At 72.4% G+C, this 16,150-nt stretch carries 14 protein-coding genes; 6 read left to right on the forward strand and 8 right to left on the reverse strand.

All coding sequences use genetic code 11. The features are described from left to right. Position 1: 1 nt before the first annotated feature. Together WME83_RS01565 and WME83_RS01570 are read left to right on the forward strand one after the other, a co-directional pair. Positions 2-727, forward strand: a complete 726-nt coding sequence (locus WME83_RS01565; RefSeq protein ID WP_437317487.1) for a hypothetical protein — start codon at positions 2-4, stop codon at positions 725-727. A 292-nt stretch (positions 728-1,019) separates the two neighbouring features. Continuing rightward, entirely contained in the window at positions 1,020-1,775 is a 756-nt protein-coding gene (locus WME83_RS01570) for a class I SAM-dependent methyltransferase (RefSeq protein ID WP_437317488.1), read from the forward strand. A gap of 44 nt (positions 1,776-1,819) precedes the next feature. Here WME83_RS01570 and WME83_RS01575 read toward each other — a convergent pair whose 3' ends face one another. The 5 genes from WME83_RS01575 to WME83_RS01595 all read right to left on the reverse strand — a co-directional run bounded on the left by WME83_RS01575 (position 1,820) and on the right by WME83_RS01595 (position 8,152). Beyond that, complete coding sequence (locus tag WME83_RS01575; RefSeq protein WP_437317489.1) at positions 1,820-2,869, reverse strand: hypothetical protein; 1,050 nt, start codon at positions 2,867-2,869, stop codon at positions 1,820-1,822. A gap of 396 nt (positions 2,870-3,265) precedes the next feature. Further along, on the reverse strand, positions 3,266-4,885 hold the full coding sequence (gene tnpC, locus WME83_RS01580) for an IS66 family transposase (RefSeq protein ID WP_437313096.1): 1,620 nt from the start codon (positions 4,883-4,885) through the stop codon (positions 3,266-3,268). A gap of 118 nt (positions 4,886-5,003) precedes the next feature. Next, the gene (tnpB, locus tag WME83_RS01585; RefSeq protein ID WP_437313095.1) at positions 5,004-5,375 is read right to left on the reverse strand and encodes an IS66 family insertion sequence element accessory protein TnpB; all 372 of its coding nucleotides are present in this window, start codon (positions 5,373-5,375) and stop codon (positions 5,004-5,006) included. Continuing rightward, positions 5,372-5,713: an IS66 family insertion sequence element accessory protein TnpA gene (gene tnpA / locus WME83_RS01590; RefSeq protein ID WP_437313094.1), complete on the reverse strand. Its 342-nt coding sequence runs from the start codon at positions 5,711-5,713 to the stop codon at positions 5,372-5,374. The genes tnpB and tnpA overlap by 4 nt, the downstream gene beginning before the upstream one ends. Before the next feature lie 21 nt (positions 5,714-5,734). Continuing rightward, positions 5,735-8,152, reverse strand: a complete 2,418-nt coding sequence (locus WME83_RS01595; protein WP_437317490.1) for a VIT domain-containing protein — start codon at positions 8,150-8,152, stop codon at positions 5,735-5,737. Positions 8,153-8,445: 293 nt separating this feature from the next. Here WME83_RS01595 and WME83_RS01600 point away from each other — a divergent pair, with 293 nt between their 5' ends. Together WME83_RS01600 and WME83_RS01605 are read left to right on the forward strand one after the other, a co-directional pair. Next, positions 8,446-9,408: an NAD(P)-dependent alcohol dehydrogenase gene (locus WME83_RS01600; RefSeq protein ID WP_437317491.1), complete on the forward strand. Its 963-nt coding sequence runs from the start codon at positions 8,446-8,448 to the stop codon at positions 9,406-9,408. A gap of 15 nt (positions 9,409-9,423) precedes the next feature. After that, on the forward strand, positions 9,424-10,101 hold the full coding sequence (locus tag WME83_RS01605; protein WP_437317492.1) for a hypothetical protein: 678 nt from the start codon (positions 9,424-9,426) through the stop codon (positions 10,099-10,101). A 76-nt stretch (positions 10,102-10,177) separates the two neighbouring features. Here WME83_RS01605 and WME83_RS01610 read toward each other — a convergent pair whose 3' ends face one another. Both WME83_RS01610 and WME83_RS01615 read right to left on the reverse strand, forming a co-directional pair. Next, positions 10,178-10,777: a hypothetical protein gene (locus WME83_RS01610; RefSeq protein WP_437317493.1), complete on the reverse strand. Its 600-nt coding sequence runs from the start codon at positions 10,775-10,777 to the stop codon at positions 10,178-10,180. A 406-nt stretch (positions 10,778-11,183) separates the two neighbouring features. Beyond that, the gene (locus WME83_RS01615) at positions 11,184-11,804 is read right to left on the reverse strand and encodes a hypothetical protein (protein WP_437317494.1); all 621 of its coding nucleotides are present in this window, start codon (positions 11,802-11,804) and stop codon (positions 11,184-11,186) included. Positions 11,805-12,212: 408 nt separating this feature from the next. Between WME83_RS01615 and WME83_RS01620 the strand changes: the two genes are divergently transcribed. After that, complete coding sequence (locus WME83_RS01620) at positions 12,213-12,461, forward strand: hypothetical protein (RefSeq protein ID WP_437317495.1); 249 nt, start codon at positions 12,213-12,215, stop codon at positions 12,459-12,461. Between the two features lie 171 nt (positions 12,462-12,632). Continuing rightward, positions 12,633-13,475: a dienelactone hydrolase family protein gene (locus WME83_RS01625; protein ID WP_437317496.1), complete on the forward strand. Its 843-nt coding sequence runs from the start codon at positions 12,633-12,635 to the stop codon at positions 13,473-13,475. Positions 13,476-13,594: 119 nt separating this feature from the next. On the opposite strand, the gene WME83_RS01630 is transcribed toward WME83_RS01625, so the two are convergent. Next, a complete protein-coding gene (locus WME83_RS01630) occupies positions 13,595-16,120 on the reverse strand; it encodes a penicillin acylase family protein (RefSeq protein ID WP_437317497.1) in 2,526 nt (841 codons plus the stop codon). Positions 16,121-16,150: the final 30 nt, after the last annotated feature.

Genomic DNA, 16,150 nt, shown 5'->3' on the forward strand with positions numbered 1-16,150 from the left:
CATGCGTCTTGAGCGATATGCCGAGGTCCTGGCCCATGTGGTCTATTTCCGGGGCGAGGACCTCTACGAGGTCCTCGCGCGCCTCGGCGTCGCGCCGGCGGAATGGGAGCGGGCCGACGCCGAGCACACGGCGGAACTCGCGCTCTCGGCGAAGCGCAACCAGGGCATCCAGGCGCTGCGCTTCAGCTCGGTCTTCGCGAGGACCCGGCGCAGCCTCGAGGCGAAGCGTCCCTCGCTCGCGTCGCTCGGGCCGCCGCAGCGCCCGGCGGCCGAGAGCACCGCGTCGGCGCGTCCCCTGACGCCAGGGCCGCCGCCAGGACCGGCGTACGTCTCGCCGGGCTCGCCGCCGGACCGCGACGAGGTCTCCCCTTGGGCTGCGGGCGCGCGCGCCCGATCCGCCGGTGCGGGAGACTGGGCGCCGGCGCCGCCCCGCCTCGAGGCGGCACCGCCGGCGGCGAGCCCGCCGGCGCCACCTCGACCCGTGCAGACTGCGACCGTGGCGCCGAGCGCCGCCGCGCGCGTCAGTATCCTGCAAGGCACGGCCGACATCGCGGAGTTCGTCCCGCGGCCCGACCTGCCGTTCCAGGCCCGCCAGGCGCCGGCAGCAGGGCAGAGCGCGCCGGAGGGGAGGCGGCTCCAGCGGTTCGACCCACAGACGGGCAAGCCCCTCGATCCACCTGTCTGGGCCGACGCGCCGCCGGCGCCGGGCGACGAGGGAGACCGCTGAGACGGGCGGATGCCCGCGCGCTCGGCAGAGCTGCTCGGGTAAGCTGCGCACGCGCAGGCCGCCGTGACCGGAACGACCCACCAGGGCTCCACGGTGGCAGGGCTCGCTGTTCGTTTGCGTTCAGATCGCCGGGACGATCGCGGATCGCGCAAGTACCCTCTCTCCCCGAGGCCCGCGACCGCGGCGCGGCCTGCTGGGCGCGACGGCCCGCGTCGCCGAGGCGCTCTCGCTCACCTCACATCACGGCGCGCCCGAGACAGACCGAACCCCCCCTCGCCCAAGGAGATGCACCATGCAGATCACCCTGTCGCCCCAGGACTACGCCACCGCGTTCCGCCTCCTCTCCGCGACCTCCAGGCACCCGGAGAACATCGCGGAGGCCATCCGGCAGCGCATCGTCCCCGAGCTGCCCGAGCAGCCGTCCTTGCTCGACGTCGGCGCCGGTCCCGGCGCCGTCGCGGCGCGGCTCGCCCCCTGGTTCGGCGCCATGACCCTGATCGAGCCGAACGAGGCGCAGCTCGGCTCGTCCGCGCCGGCCGGCGCCGAGATCTTCCGCGACACCTTCGAACGGTTCGAGTCGCCGCGCCGCTACGATCTGGTCCTCTGCTCGCACGTGCTCTATCACGTGCCCCTGACGGACTGGGGCGGCTTCATCGACAGGCTGCTCTCGTTCGCGAAGCCGGCGGGGTACTGCGCCATCGTCCTCGGCGCCGATCGGGGGCAGAACTACGAGATGCACCGCGATTTCACGTCGACGGTCATCGACAGCTCCGTGCTCATCAAAACGCTGCGGGACAAACAGCTCGCGTTCGACGTGGTGGGGAGCCACAACGCCTACACGGCGGCCACGCTCGAGGAGATGGTCACGCTCTGTCGGTTCTTCGTGCTCGCGGACTGCATCTCCGCCGAGCAGCTCGCCGCGATGACGGAGACCGAGGCGCGTGAGCTCGACGAGAAGATCCGCGGGCACGCCGCGCGGTGTCGGACCGAGGACGGCGCATACCGGCTGAGCCAGGACGACGACATGGTCATCCTCCGCCGGTCGTGACCGTCCCGCCGCGCCTCGACGCGTCCTGGGCGCGTCAGCGCGCGTCAGCGCGCGACCGCGCCGAGATCCACGAACGCCTGGTCGGTCATGATCACGAAGGGCCGCTCCTCGAAGCTCAGGCCGCCCTTGCCGTCGTGATCGACGATCTGCAGCTTGCCCATGCCGTAGCCCATCGGGCCGCGCGCATAGTAATGCGCCTGCAGGGTGTACCGGCTGGCCCGCCGGTCCCGGGGCGCGCGGATCGTGAAGCACTCGGGCCCGTAACCGGTGGTGACGTCGGCGTAGAGGCGCCCGCCGCTCGGCAGCGCCGGGCTCGAGTAGTACGCGTGGCCGCCGCGGTCGTCCCGGATGTGGAAATCGACGTCGTTGGCGTCGGTCTCCCAGGTCAGCACGAAGCGGAGCGACGGCGCCCGATCGAGGGCGGCGCCCGCCTTGGCGAGCCGGGCCAGGATGGTCGGCCGGCGCGCCGGCTCCGCCTTGAGCCACGCGGCGGCGACGAGGCCGAGGTCCTCGCGCAGGATGCCCTCCACGCCGGCGAAGCGCCCCGACGGGTAGCGGCGCGCGAGGCCCGCCGCGAGCGCGTCGAAGGCGGCGGCGTGCTCGCCCCGCTTGAGGCGCGCGAACGCGAGCAGGCGGTGGCTGGAGGGGTGGTCGGGGCGCTGCTCGCGCGCCTTCTCGTAGGTGTCCACCGCCAGAGCGAGGCCCACGTCGGCCGGGAGGCGCTCGAGGCGCGCGCCGGCGAAGCGGCGGAGGTCCGCGCGCGCCGGGAACAGGTCGATGAGCGAGCCGTACGCGCGGGCGGCGCCCGGCGCGTCGCCCGCGGCCTCGAGCGCCTCGCCGAGCGCGACGAGCGCGAGCACGTCGCCGGGCGCGTCGGCGTGCCAGGCCGAGGCGTCGCGCGCCGCGGCCTGCGCGTCGCCGTGGGCGAGGAGGTCGTGGACCCGCGCGAAGCGGCCGGTGTACGGCTGGACCGGCGGCGCCGGCGGCTCCGGCGGCGGCGCGGCAATGCCGGGGGCGGCGTGCGGCGCGGCGGCGCCGGGGGCGGCGTGCGGCGCGGCCGCGGCGTCCGGAGGCGCCAGCTGGAGCGGGTACACCACATCGACGCTTCCGACCTCGGGCCGAGGGAAGGTCAGTCCGTAGGTATGCGTTCGGTAGAGCCCATCCTGACGCCGAGCAGACCGGGGACATAGGCTTGCCGTGCGATGCGAGAGCGACGGCAGGGCGGCGTGACCAGCGGCGAGACCAGACGGAAGGGACTCGAGGCGGAGGCCGAGGAGCGCGCGGCTGGCGACGTCGGCATGCGGAGGCGGCGCGCCGGCAGACCGAACGCCCCTGCTGCGGAGCCTGAGCAGCAAAAGGTCGGCTGCACGCCACGCACCGCGGCGGACGGCGGAGATGCCTCACCCCCGCGGCAACGCCGGCGAGCGCCGCCCACGGCCAGCGCGACGCCGCCGGAGGTCACCCGTAGCGCAGAGCAGGCGCCGCAGCGCTCACGCGGCCAGCGTGGCTGGCGCCCACGTCCACGGGCTGGCAGCGAGCCGCTGCCGAGCGTCGGTGTTCTCGAGGGTCTGCTTCCAGGACTTGGGAGCGAGCTCGATGACCCGATCGCGCGGCCAGCCCGGCAGCAGGATCAGCACGTCGCGCAGGTAGGCCCAGGGGTCGAGCTGGTGCAACGCGCAGGAGGCGATCAAGGACACGATGGTGGCGTTCCACTCCGCTCCGTCGTCACTGCCCACGAAAATCCAGTTCTTCCGACCGAGGGCCTCCCTGCGGAGCTCGAGCTCGCTGCGGTTGTTATCCAAGCGAAGCCGCCCGTCCTCGAGGAAACGGGTGAGCGCAGTCCACTGGTTGCGCGCATACCCGATGGCTCCGGCGATGGGGCTCCTGGGCAGCACGAGCAGCTCCTCCTTGTCGAGCCAGGCGCGGAAGGCATCGAGCACGGGCTGGGCGCTGCTGCGGCGCTGCTCGGTGCGGCGGCTGGGAGCCAGGTCCTTGGTGGCCTTGTCGATGGCGAAGAGCTGGTGAATGAAGCCGAGAGCCGCCATCGCGCGCTCCCGGTCCGACGACATCGCTTCAAAGAAGCGCCGCCGGCAATGCGCCCAGCAGCCCACCTCTGTGACCTGCTCGGTCCGAAACAGCTCCTCGTAGACGCTCGATGCGTCGGCCTGGACGTAACCCTTGTACCCGCGGAGAAACTCCTTGGGACCATCCTGGTTGTGACGCGGCGTGAAGCGAAACAGCACGTGGTCGCGGTCTGCGACGAGCACCCAGAAGTGACCGCGCCGGCACTTGTCCTTCGCCTGCACGAGCACCCCGGTGGCGTCGATGGCGATGCAATGCGCGGAGAGCGCGTCTTTCGCCATGGCGGCGACCAGATGGCCCAGCACCTCGGCGCACGAGCTGACCCAGCCGCAGAGCGTCGAGCGCGCCAGGTGCACCCCTTGGCGCTCGAAGATCTTCTCCTGCCGATGCAGCGGCAGGTGGTCGCCGTATTTGCTCACCAGCACGTGCGCGAGCAGCCCTGGTCCGGCGAGCGACCGGGGGACGGGACTGTCGGCCACCTCCGCGATGACCACGCCCGCTTCCGGCTCGCCCTGTTTGGCAAACTTGGGCCGCACGATCTGCAGCCGCACGAAGCTCGCGGGCCGCCACTCCAGCGTCTCGGACACCTCTTCGCCGATGCGGACCATCGCGGCGGCGCGCTCGTCGCGCATCTCGGGCGGGAGAAGCTCGATCCGCTCGATGGGCAGGTGCTCGGGCAGCTTCTGCCGTCCGTGCGGGGTAGTCCTGCGCCCCTTGCCGCCGCCACCGGATGCGCCTGCTGGCGCCGCACCGCCGCCTTCAGGCGAGCTTGGCGCGTCCGCGTCGGCTGGCGCCGCTGCGCCCGTCGGCGCCCCTGCGCCCGCGAGCATCTGCACGATGGCGTCGAAGGCCAGCTGCATCTGCCCGGGGTCGACGTGCTCGGCCTTCTGGCCGAAGATGTGCCGGCGAAGCCGCTCCAGCTCGATGCTGGCGAGCTCGTAGAGCTTGCGGTACTCGTCGCGCTCGTGCGCGGCGCGCGCCAGCCTGTCCTTCAGGTCATGAATCTGCTCTTCGAGCGACTTGCCCACGAGGCGCTAAGTACTCGTGACTTCTTGCTTTTTGAAGGGGGTTGTCGTAGGAAAAGAAGTGGCTCTCGCCGGAATGCAGCGCGTGCGCTGCCCGGCAGTGCGCGAAGCTCAGGTGAGCTCAGGGGGCTGGAGCCGGTGCAGCCTCGGCGAGGCGGACCTCGCGCCGCAGCTTCGTCGGCGCAAGCGCGATGCCCTCGAGGATCTTCCCGAGCTCGGCCGCGTCGATGACGACGCTCGTGGCTCCCGGCGTGACCGCACGCGGGGCTCGGAAGGTCCCGCGCTCTAGACGTTTGTAAAGCAGGCAGTACCCGCTGCGGTCCCACCACAGAGCCTTGCAACGGTCGGCTGCCCGGTTGAAGAACAGAAACAGCGCTCCGGAGAGCGGATCCTGTCGCAGCACCTCGCGCACGACGGCGGCGAGGCCATCAAACGACCGCCGTAGGTCCAGCGGCTCGGTGGCGACGTAGATCGAGACGCGGCCCGGGATCATCGCGAGCCCCCGAGCGCACGAACGACGCGCGCCAGCGTGTCCTCGTCGAACGTCGGCGGCACGCGCACGACCGCGCCGTCTGGCAGGACGATCTCCAGCGCCGCGCCCGGCGAGGGCGCCGTCGCGCCCGATGCGGCGACCACCACAGGGAGCAACGCAGGCAGCGTCGCCTTATCCGAGCGCTGCCGGTACTCGCTCCGCTTCATGCCCAGCCGGCGGCTCCAGGAGTACAGCGTGCCGGCGCTGACCCCCTCCTGCTCCGCGAACACGCGGGCGGAGTGCCCGCTCTTGTGCCAGCGCGCCACCCGGTCGCGCCAGATGCGTCTGCTCTCGTCCATCCACACCTCCGGCGCCGGTTTCTACGCAGCACCGAGGCTCCAAAACAGCATGTGGGTCACCGAACGCGTACGTCCGTAGAAAGCGCGGATCACGCAGGAGACCACGGCCCCGTCGGGCAGATCGGATCCGCCGTCGCGCGCGTTCACCACGGCGCCGCTCGGGTCGATGGTGAAGCGCACGGCGACGCGGCCCTGCAGGCGGGGGCTCCGCTCGAGCCCGCGCTCGTAGCAGAGGCGGAAGCGGCCGAAGCCCTGGCGGACGATGCGCTGGATCACCTCCGGCGGGAGGCGGCCGCTCACCTGGGTTGCGCCCATGCGGACCGAGGGCGCCGCGGCCCGGTGGTGGCCGCCGAGGCGGCCGTGCCCGCTGCCGAAGCCCTGGCCGGCGCCCGCGGACGGCGCGGGCGCGGCGGCGCCGTGGCCCAGGGTGCCGATCGCGCCGAGGCCGATGCCCTCGCCGCGGCCGCCGCCGCCCTCGCCGATGCCCGAGAGCCCGAGCCCGCCCGCGCCGAAGGGCTCCTCCCGCGCGCCGGGGGGAGGCGCCGGCGGCGCGGGGGGCGGGCGCAGGGCCGCGGCCTCGCCGGCGGCGCCGTCGTCGCGCGGGCCGGCGGGCGGCGCGGCTGCCTGCGGCTTCTCGGCCGGCGGCCACGAGCGCTTCTGCACGGCGATTCGGCCGCCCTCCACGGTCAGGATGTCGGCGAGGCCGCGCCGGGGGATGTCGAAGCGCTCGTAGTCGCCCTCGGTCTCCAGCACGAGCAGCGCGGTGTACGGGCTCAGCACCCGGTGCGCGATCGAGAGGTCGACGATCTGCTTGCGGAGGGCGCCCTGGCCGCCGGGCGCGGCGTCGCCGGCGAGGAGGCCGTCGATCTTCGCGCGGGCCCAGGCGCGCTCGAGCAGCGGGCGCTCCACGCCGCGGAGGTCGGGCGCGGAGGTGCGGCCGTCCACCGTGATCCGGACCGGCAGCTCGGCCGGCACCTCGGCGTAGACGAGCGCCTCGTCGCCGGGCTGCACGCCGTCCAGCGTGCGGGGCCAGACCCAGCGCGCGCCCTCGACGCTCACCGCGATCCCCGAGCGGGTGGCCGAGGAGAGGCGCCGCTCGAGCTCGGCGACGCCGCGGGTGCCGTCGATCACGGCGCCGTCGCGGGGCAGGCCCGCCGTGACGAGCTGCCGGAGGACGGCCTCGTCGCGGAGGCCGCCGAGCGCGACCGCGTCGAGCCGCTCGACGCCCGCGTCGCGCAGCGCCGCCGCGGCGCCGCGCAGGGCGCCCGGCGCGACCTCGCCCGCGGTGGCGACGCCGTCGGAGAGGAGCACCACGCGAAGCGGCCCGCGGGCGGCCGCGCGCTCGCCGGCCCAGCGGAGCGCACGGCCGAGATCCGAGGCGCCGAGCGCCCTCCGCTCGCGGATGCGCCGGAGCTCCGCCCCGCCGAACGCGGAGGCCGCGCCGTCGAAGACGGGGGCGACGGTCTGGTCGTAGCAGGCGACGGTGAGCGGCGCGTCCGGGCCGCCCGCGCGCGCGGCCGCCTGCGCGATGGCCGCGAGCAGGCCGAGCTGCTCCTCGAGATCGAGCGCCCGCGAGGCGCTGGTGTCGACGAGGACGACGGCGGAGGCGAGCGGATCGGGCCGCGGCTCCACGGCGGGGCGCACGCGGGCGAGCGCGAGCTCGCCGCTGCGCAGGCCGGCCCGCGCCTCCACCTCCGCGAGGCGCGCGGGCTCCACCACGAAGTCGGCGTCGGGCGCCGCGTCCGTGCGGCGGAGCGCGTGGATCGGCGCGGCGGCGCCCGCGACGGTGGCCTCGAGATCGAGGTAGCTCACGACGGGCAGGCCGCGTAGGGGGACGGTGAAGGGGGCGTCGGGGCGGAGCTCCTGGGAGTACGCGAGGACGATCTCCTTCACGCCGCGCGGCGGGATGGGGAAGACCCGCGCGGTCACCTCGTTGCCCGCCGCCTGCTCGAGCAGCGCCGGATCCTGCTTGCGGTGGAGGAAGTCCTCGTACGCCTCGCGCGCGCGCCGTCGCTCGACGACCTCGCCCTCTTGCCAGCGCTTGCCGAGCCGCATGGCGAGGCGGCCGAGGCTCGCGCCGGGCGGCAGGGTGACGCGGAAGGTGCCCTCGAGCGCGCGATCTTCGGGGTTCTCGAAGGTGAGGTGCAGCTCGGTGAATGCGAGCGGCGCCTCGATGACGGCGCGGCCGGTGAGGGCGACGAGGCGCAGCCCCGTGCCGTCGGCGGCGGTGAGCCGGATCGGCGCGGCCGCGGGCCCGCGCGCCGCGGCGGCGGGGGCCGGCTCCGCGGGCTGGGCGCGCGACGCGGCGGGGTCGGGCCCGCGCCGGTGCGCGCCCGGGGCGGCGGGCGGCGACGCGCTGTCGGCGCAGCTCGAGAGCGCGAGGACGAAAGCGGCGGTCGCGGCGCGCGCAGCGCGGCCGCGGGGGAGGGAGCTTCGCACGAGGGCCTCCGGTCGTGGCGCGGCGGGCCGCGCCTGAACGCGCAGGCCCGCCGGCGTGGGATGGGGCGATCGACAGCGGGGTGGGCCTGAGGTTCCCGGCTGCGTCGTTCGAGCCCGGGTCGCCGCCGGTGCCGGCCTGCCGCGCCGGGTGGCGGTCGCGACGAGGAGATGACTAGAATCATCGGCATGAACCATCCCACCACGCCGCTCTCACGATGCCCGCCGGCCGTCATCGAGGCTGGTTTGACGCCGCTGCGCGGAGGGGCGCGCCTCGCCGCGCCGGCCGGGGCGACATGAGGGCCATCGTCTACGACCGGTACGGCGCGCCCGACGTCCTGAGGCTCGCGGACATCGCCGTGCCGGAGATCGGGGACGACGAGGTGCTGGTGCGCGTTCGCGCGGCGTCCGTGAACTCCTGGGACTGGGATCTCGTGACCGGAACGCCGGTGTTCTTTCGCTTCTGGGGCCTGTTCAAGCCCAAGCACCGGGTCCCCGGCGCGGACATCGCGGGACAGGTCGAGGCGGTGGGCAAGAGCGTGACCCGGTTCCGCCCGGGCGACGAGGTGTTCGGAGATCTCTGCCAGTGTGGCTGGGGCGGCTTCGCGGAGTACGCGCGCGCCCGCGAGAGCGCGCTGGCGCTCAAGCCGGCGGGGATGACGTTCGAGCAGGCCGCGGCCATCCCCCAGGCGGGCGCCATGGCCCTGCAGGGGCTCCGCGATGAGGGCGCGATCCGGCCCGCGCAAACGATCTTGATCAACGGCGCGGGGGGAGGGGTCGGCACGTTCGCGATCCAGATCGCGAAGTCGTTCGGCGCCGAGGTCACCGGCGTGGACCGGGCGGAAAAGCTCGAGACGATGCGCTCGGTCGGCGCGGATCACGTCGTCGACTACGCGAGAGAGGACTTCGCGGAGAACGGGAGAACGTACGATCTGATCCTCGACGCCGCGGCGCATCGCTCGATGTTCGACTATTCGCGTGCGCTGAGCCCGGGGGGAACCTACGTGATGCTCGGGGGATCCGTCGGTCGCATCCTCGAGCTCTTGTTGCTCGGTCCCTGGATCTCCCGGAGCGAGCGAAAGAAGATGCGCATCCTGGCGGCGAAGGCGAACCATGACCTGGCCGTCCTGGCGGAGCTGTTTCGAGCTGGGAAGGTGAGGCCCGTCATCGATCGCTGTTACCCGCTCGCCGAGGTCGCCGACGCGTTTCGTTATTTCGGGGAGGGGAGGGCGTGTGGGAAGATCGTTATCACCCTGTGACCCCGAGGGAGAGGCATGCTCGCGTTCCTCCACACGGCCCGCGTCCACGTCGAGACCTTCGGCCGCCTCGTCCGGGCGGTGGACGACGCGATCCCGGTCCGGCATGAGGTTCACGAGAGCCTCCTCGCGGACGCGGTGGCGGCCGGCGGGATCACGGACGGCGTCAGGTCGGCCACAGCTGCGGTCATCGAGGCCCTCGCCGGCGACGGCGCGCGGGTGATCGTGTGCACCTGCTCGACCCTCGGCGGCGTCGCGGAGGCGGTGCCCGTCGCCGGCTGCGTCGTGATGCGGATCGACCGCCCGATGGCGGAGCAAGCCGTCGCGAGCGGCCGCCGGATCGTCGTCCTGGCCGCGCTCCAGAGCACGTTCCAGCCGACCGTGGCATTGCTTCACCAGATGGCATCGGACGCGAAGCGTTCGATCGACGTCGTAGAGACGCTGTGCGAGCGCGCATGGCGGCTCTTCGAGACGGGTGACCAGCCCGGCTATCACGGCGAGATCGCCAGGACCATCGAGACCACCGCGCTCCCGAGCGATCTCGTGCTGCTGGCGCAGGCGTCGATGGCTCCCGCCGCCGAGCTCGTTCGACATCTCGGGATCCCTGTCCTGAGCAGCCCGAGATCCGGCGTGGAGGCCGCCGTGTCGAGGTATCGCTCCACGCATGTCGGTGGAGGACCGCGCGAGAGAGGATAGGCGGGGAGCTCGGGGCCCCTGCAGCGGCCATCCCGGCCGCCACGACGGCCGGACGGTGCGCGAGCGCCCCTCGGCGTCACTGGATCGTGCTGTCAGCGTAGTATCCGGCGCTCCCGCTCGGGACCGTCACGGCGCCGGAGCCGGTCGTGAACGTCCCGCTCGGCGTGACGTTGGCCGGGTTCTGCCCCGTCGGGATCGTCTGGTACCAGCTCAGCCGGGTGATCTTGCCGTTGCCCGTGCCGATGCGCAGGTGCACGCTGCCGCTGTCGTAGCGGTATCCCCCGCTCACCGGGTCGGTCGAGAACGACGTCCAGGACGAGCCCAGGGGCATGTGGAACTGCTGCGAGCCGCTCTGCGACGGCGGCGTGCCGTAGCCATCCGTGTGGCTGAAGGTCACGTTGCTCTGACCGAGGTATTGCAGGTTCGCCGTGGTCACGGAGAAGTACTCGGTGTTCGCCTGGTAGTTGCCCACGCTGGTCCCGCCGATCGCGAGGACCTGAAACAGCGGCTGACCGTTCGAGAAGGTCGCCGTGTACAGCCGCCACGCCTTGTATCCAGTGTCGATCTGGGCTGCGCTCGCCGAGTCGAGCGCCTCGCTCTCGCCCTGCTCTGCGCCCTCGGCCATGATGCAGCCGGACGCCGCCAGAGAAAGCAAGGCCGCCGTCCCCAACTTCATGATCAGCCTGCGCATCTGCATAAGAGTCACACCTCTCTACGTCGTTGCGTTGATCCGTTCCGTTGCTCGGATGGCTCTCTGCACGTCCTATGCCGCCCAGCGGTCGCGAGGCACGGCGTCGATGCGGCCGGGCAGGGCGCCTGCATGTCACGCACCAGCCGCGACAGCCTCCGCGAGCTCCGCTCTGGAGACCGCCGAATCGGCACCCAGCGAGCCGCAATCGCATGGTAGCGTTGCCGTATGAGACGGCATGTTTTCGAGATCGCCTGTACGACGGCGCTGGGCCTGCGGCGAGATCGCCAGGACCACCGAGACCACCGCGCTCCCGGGGCGAGCTCGTGCTGCTGGCGCAGGCATCCATGGCCCCCGCTGCCGAGCTCGTTCGACACCTCGGAATTCCTCGGCGTCACTGGATCGTGCTGTCGGCGTGGTATCCGGCGCTCCCGCTCGGGACCGTGACGGCGCCGGAGCCGGTCGTGAACGTCCCGCTCGGCGTGATGTTGGCCGGGTTCTGACCCGTCGGGATCGTCTGGTACCAGGTCAGCCGGGTGATCTTGCCGTTGCCCGTGCCGATGCGCAGGTGCACGTTGCCGCTGTCGTAGCGGTATCCCCCGCTCACCGGGTCGGTCGAGAACGACGTCCAGGACGAGCCCAGGGGCATGTGGAACTGCTGCGAGCCGCTCTGCGACGGCGGCGTGCCGTTGCCATCCGTGTGGCTGAAGGTCACGTTGCTCTGACCGAGGTAGTGCAGGTTCGCCGTGGCCACGGAGAAATACTCGGTGTTCGCCTGGTAGTTGCCCACGCTGGTCCCGCCGATCGCGAGGACCTGAAACAGCGGCTGACCGTTCGAGAAGGTCGCCGTGTACAGCCGCCACGCCTTGTATCCGATGTCGATCTGGGCTGCGCTTGCCGAGTCGAGCGCCTCGCTCTCAGCCTGCTCTGCGCCCTCGGCCATGATGCAGCCGGACGCCGTCAGAGAAAGGAAGGCCGCCGCCCCCAACTGCATGATCAGGCTGTGCATCTGCATAGGACTCACACCTCTCTGCGTCATTGCGTTGATCCGCTCCGCTGCTCGGCCGCGCTCTGCACGTCCTATGCCATCCAGGGGCTGCTCTGCGCGGCGTCGATTGCGCCGCGCAGGGCGCCCGCATGTCACGCATCAGCCACGACATGTCACGTGACATGTCACGCTGCAGCCGTGACATGTCACGTGACATGTCGCGACAGCCCCCGCGATGTCCGCTGGAGACCGCTGAACCGGCACACAGCGAGCCGCAATCGCATGGTAGGATTGCCGTATGAGACGACATGTTTTCGCAATTGCTTGTACGATAGCGCAGGGCCCGCCTGGCGTATCGCGCGCCGCCGAAGAGTGCGGATCGGTGTTCTTTCCTGGGGAACGACGGATCTCGACGTCCCTCTCGGAACGCACAACGTGCGCTTCGCCGACATGGACGGAGACGGCGCGAGCGATTGGATCCTGACCCGCCTCGACAAGATCATCGTTCAGCTGCGCGATCGCGACGGCTCGCTGCGCGCCACCTCGACGTTCCCGGACGGACGTCGCCGCGCTGGAGAAGAGCTTTGCCCACGCGCACCCGATGGCCGCGCGGCGGCGGGCCGCGTCGCCCTCCTCGCGGAGAGCGGGGGAGAACGGCCAGGTCTTCCCCGGCGCGCCGCGTGATCCTGGAGCCCCGAAGCAGCGCGACACCCCATGGGCTCGCGCTCGCGGCCGTCGCCGCGCTCGCGGCTGTCGCGGCCCGGCGGAGGAGAGCTCGCCGCGCCTGACGCTGGGGAGAAGAAGCGAATCGATGATGGGCTTTACCGCGCTCGCGCGCCGTGATGCAGTGGCGCCGTGACCACACCGAGCAAACCCAAGGCGCCCGAGGGCGATCTCGCCACCTTCCAGCGCGAGCGCATCACGCACCACGGGGAGACGCGCGACGTCTATCGGAAAGGGAAGGGCCCCGCGGTCCTCGTGCTGACCGAGATGCCGGGCATCTCTCCCCAGGTGCTCGGGTTCGCCGACCGGGTCGTGGCGCTCGGCTGCACGGCCGTGCTGCCGAACCTCTTCGGGACCGCCGGCCGCGACCCCTTGCAGCCGTCCAGGCTGTCGGCCGCGCTCTACGCGCTCTCGACCATGGCCAAGGCCTGCGTCAGCAAGGAGTTCACCGTCTTCGCGACGGGGCGCTCCTCGCCGGTCGTCGACTGGCTCCGCGCCCTCGCCGCGTCGGAGCACGAGCGCTGCGGCGGGCCGGGCGTGGGCGTCGTGGGGATGTGCTTCACCGGCGGGTTCGCGCTCGCCATGGCGGCGGACGCCCGGGTGCTGGCGCCCGTCCTGTCGCAGCCGTCGCTCCCGTTCGGGCTCACCGAGAGCCGGCGGCGATCCATCGATTGCGATCCTGCGGCCCTCGACGCGGTGGCGCAGCGCTGCGACCGGGAGGGCCTCCGGGTGATCGCGCTCCGCTTCAAGGGCGATCCGCTGGTCCCCGAGGAGCGCTTCCAGTTCCTGCGCGAGCGCCTCGGGGACGGCTTCGTCGCCGTGGAGCTGGAGCAAGCCGACGGGCACCCCGAGGGGCCCCTCAAGAAGCATCACTCGGTGCTCACCGGCGCGTTGATCGACGCGCCGGGCGAGCCGACGCGCGCCGCGCTCGACCGCGTCCTGCAGCTCTTCCGCGACAAGCTGCTGGCCGCCTAGCGCGCCGTCCGGCTCGTCCGCGCGCCGCCCTCGCGGGCGGCGCCGCCGGCGTCTCGAGCGCCCCCTCCGCTCAGGCGCCCCGCGGACGCGTGGCGCGCTCGCCGGCGGCGCCCATCGATTCAGGGGATCGCCGCGGACGTGAACGGTATCGGAAAGATCTGGCCCGCCCTCCACGCCTCCGCGTGATCCGCGTAGCGGCACGTCCGCGGATCACCGCTCATCCCCGTGCTCATCACCCCGAGCGACCCGTCGACCGGCGCGAGGTTCCAGATGATCCGCGTCGCGCTCAGCGAATCCTGATCGAGCGCGGCCCGCACCCCGCCTGCCCCCTCGAATTCGCCAGGCGGGAGCGCCAGGATACCGACCTTCGCGAACCACCCGCCGATGTTCACCGTCTCCACGTCGCCGGTCGCGGGGAAGGTGCCGATGTCGAAGCGCGCGTCCGCGTCCGCGAGCGGGTGGTTGTAGGTCAGCTCGTGGATCCCGCCCCAGGTCCACGCGCTCACATCCGAGCCGAGGGCCTCGCGGAGCATCGCGTCCGCCTCGGCGAGGGCTGCGCGGACGGCCTGGTCCCGCGCGGCGCCCGGGTCGACGCCCGCGCTGATGCCGAAATAAGGCGCGCGCGGGCTCTCGAGCACGTCCATCAAGCCGCCGAGCTGGTTCGTGAGGAACACGCTCGGCGCGAAGAACGCGTACTCGTCGGGACCGATCACCTCCCTCACCGTGTTGCGCAGCAGGATCAGCGTGAGCATCTCGTAGACGGCTGCCCCCTGGCTGCTCGCCGCCGCGTTCCCGTCCCACTGCGCCAGCGCCGCCGCCGCCGCGGCCGCGCTCGGATCGTCCGCCGGCAGCCCGGCGCGCCCGAGCGCCGCCAGGTAGCTGTCGCGGAGGGGCAGCCCGATCGTGGTCTGCGTGTCGAGCTGGATCGAGGCCATGTCCTGCGGCGTGAGCGGCGCCGTCGCCGTGGTGAGGCGGGTGATGATCCGCTGCGCGCGCCACGGCATGTCCCAGTAGTTGGCCAGGTGGACCGGCCGGCCCTGCGGCGCGTAGCCGCGCGGAACGATCCGGTGGTTCGCCGTCACCAGGAGATGCGACGGCGGATCGTAGACCGAGGGCAGCTCGGCGTCGGTCGCGTATCCGGTCCACTCATGCCCTGCCGTCCCCGGCACCGGATAGAGCGCGTTCAGCGGGCTCTCGCGCTGCGGCGCGAGCCCCGAGAGCTGGTAGCCGATGTGGCCGTGGGTGCCCGCGTCATCCGCGAAGATGAAGTTCCACCCGATGCTCTGCTTCAGCGCCGCCGCCCGGAATTGCGCGAAGGTCTGCGCCGCCGGCATCTCGAAGTAGCCGTCGATCTTCCACTCCGGTTGACCCGCGGTCGACTTGAGCGCGAGGGTGCCGAACGCCTCCAGACCGTCCAGGCCATCGTTGAGGATCGGCCCGTGGGGCGTCGCGCGGAACGTCCGCCGCACTTCCGGCCGCCCCTTCACGCGGAGGACCTCCGTGCGTTTGGTGACGCGCCTCCACTGGCCGTCGACGAGCACCTCCTCGCCGCCGCCGCTCGCCGGCCGGAGCGTCTCCACGTACAGGTCGACGCTGTCGAAGAGCGCATAGGTCGGCACCCAGGCGATGCTCTCCGTATGGCCGCTGATGAACCCGGGGAACCCAGGCACCATCCAGCCTGCAACGTCGTATTGCCCGCTCACCTTGAGCCGAGCCACGTAGACGGCGGACGGGGTCGCGTGGGGGAAATGCGGGTCGGTCGCCAGGAGCGGCTTGCCGGTCGAGGTGAGGTGCCCGTCGACCGCCCAGGCGTTGCTCGCGCGCCCGCTCGCGGGCGTCATGTCCAGCGACCGCCCCGAGAGCCAGCGCGAGCCCGCGAGGCACGCCGGCGGGGGCGGATTGACGATGGTCGCGGCCGGCCCGCTCGGGCCGGGCGGCACGAGGAACTGCGAGATCGGGCTCAGGTTGCCCTGCGCGTCGAACATCGATACCTCGTCGCCGGCCTCCTTGATCAGCGTCGTCGCGACGTCCGTCCCGGCGATGAACGCCACCGCCGCGCGTTCGAGCTTGGTGAACCACGTCAGCGTGTCGAAGGTGACCCCCACGTAGATGTAGGCGAGGACGCTGTCCTCGGGCGTCCAAAGATCCGGCTGAACGCCGAGGACCTGGAACTCGAGCGGCAGGCCGCTCTTCGACGCTCTCGCATCGTTGATGTACTGGTTCACACCCGCCGCGCAGCCCTGCAGCGCGCGCTTCGTCCGCGGGGCCGCCGCCGCGTAGCGTGCCGCAGCGAGCGCCGAGAGGTTCTGCGCGCGGGCGAGGAGATCCTGACCGAGGATGCTGTCGCCGTCGCCGGGCCCGTAGATCTCCGCGAGGCGCCCCGCTGCGCTCCGGCGCAGCACGTCCATCTGGAAGAGCCGGTCGCGCGCCATCGCATAGCAAAGGCCGCCGTAACCCGTCACTTCGTCCTCAGCGGTGACGTGGGACATCCCCCGCTCATCCACGCGGATGGACGCGACCCCTCGCCCGCTGATCTCGACGGCGAGCTGCCCTTCCGCCGCTCGCTCCTCCAAACCCCCGCCATCCTGGACGACGCTGCACGCAGCAGCGGATAACAGGAACACCACGCCGGTCATTCGTCTCATCGTGCGCATCTCCCCCCCGGACCTCTCACG

This window comes from Sorangium sp. So ce385 (assembly GCF_051474135.1).
Classification (GTDB): Bacteria; Myxococcota_A; Polyangia; order Polyangiales; family Polyangiaceae; genus Sorangium; species Sorangium cellulosum_D.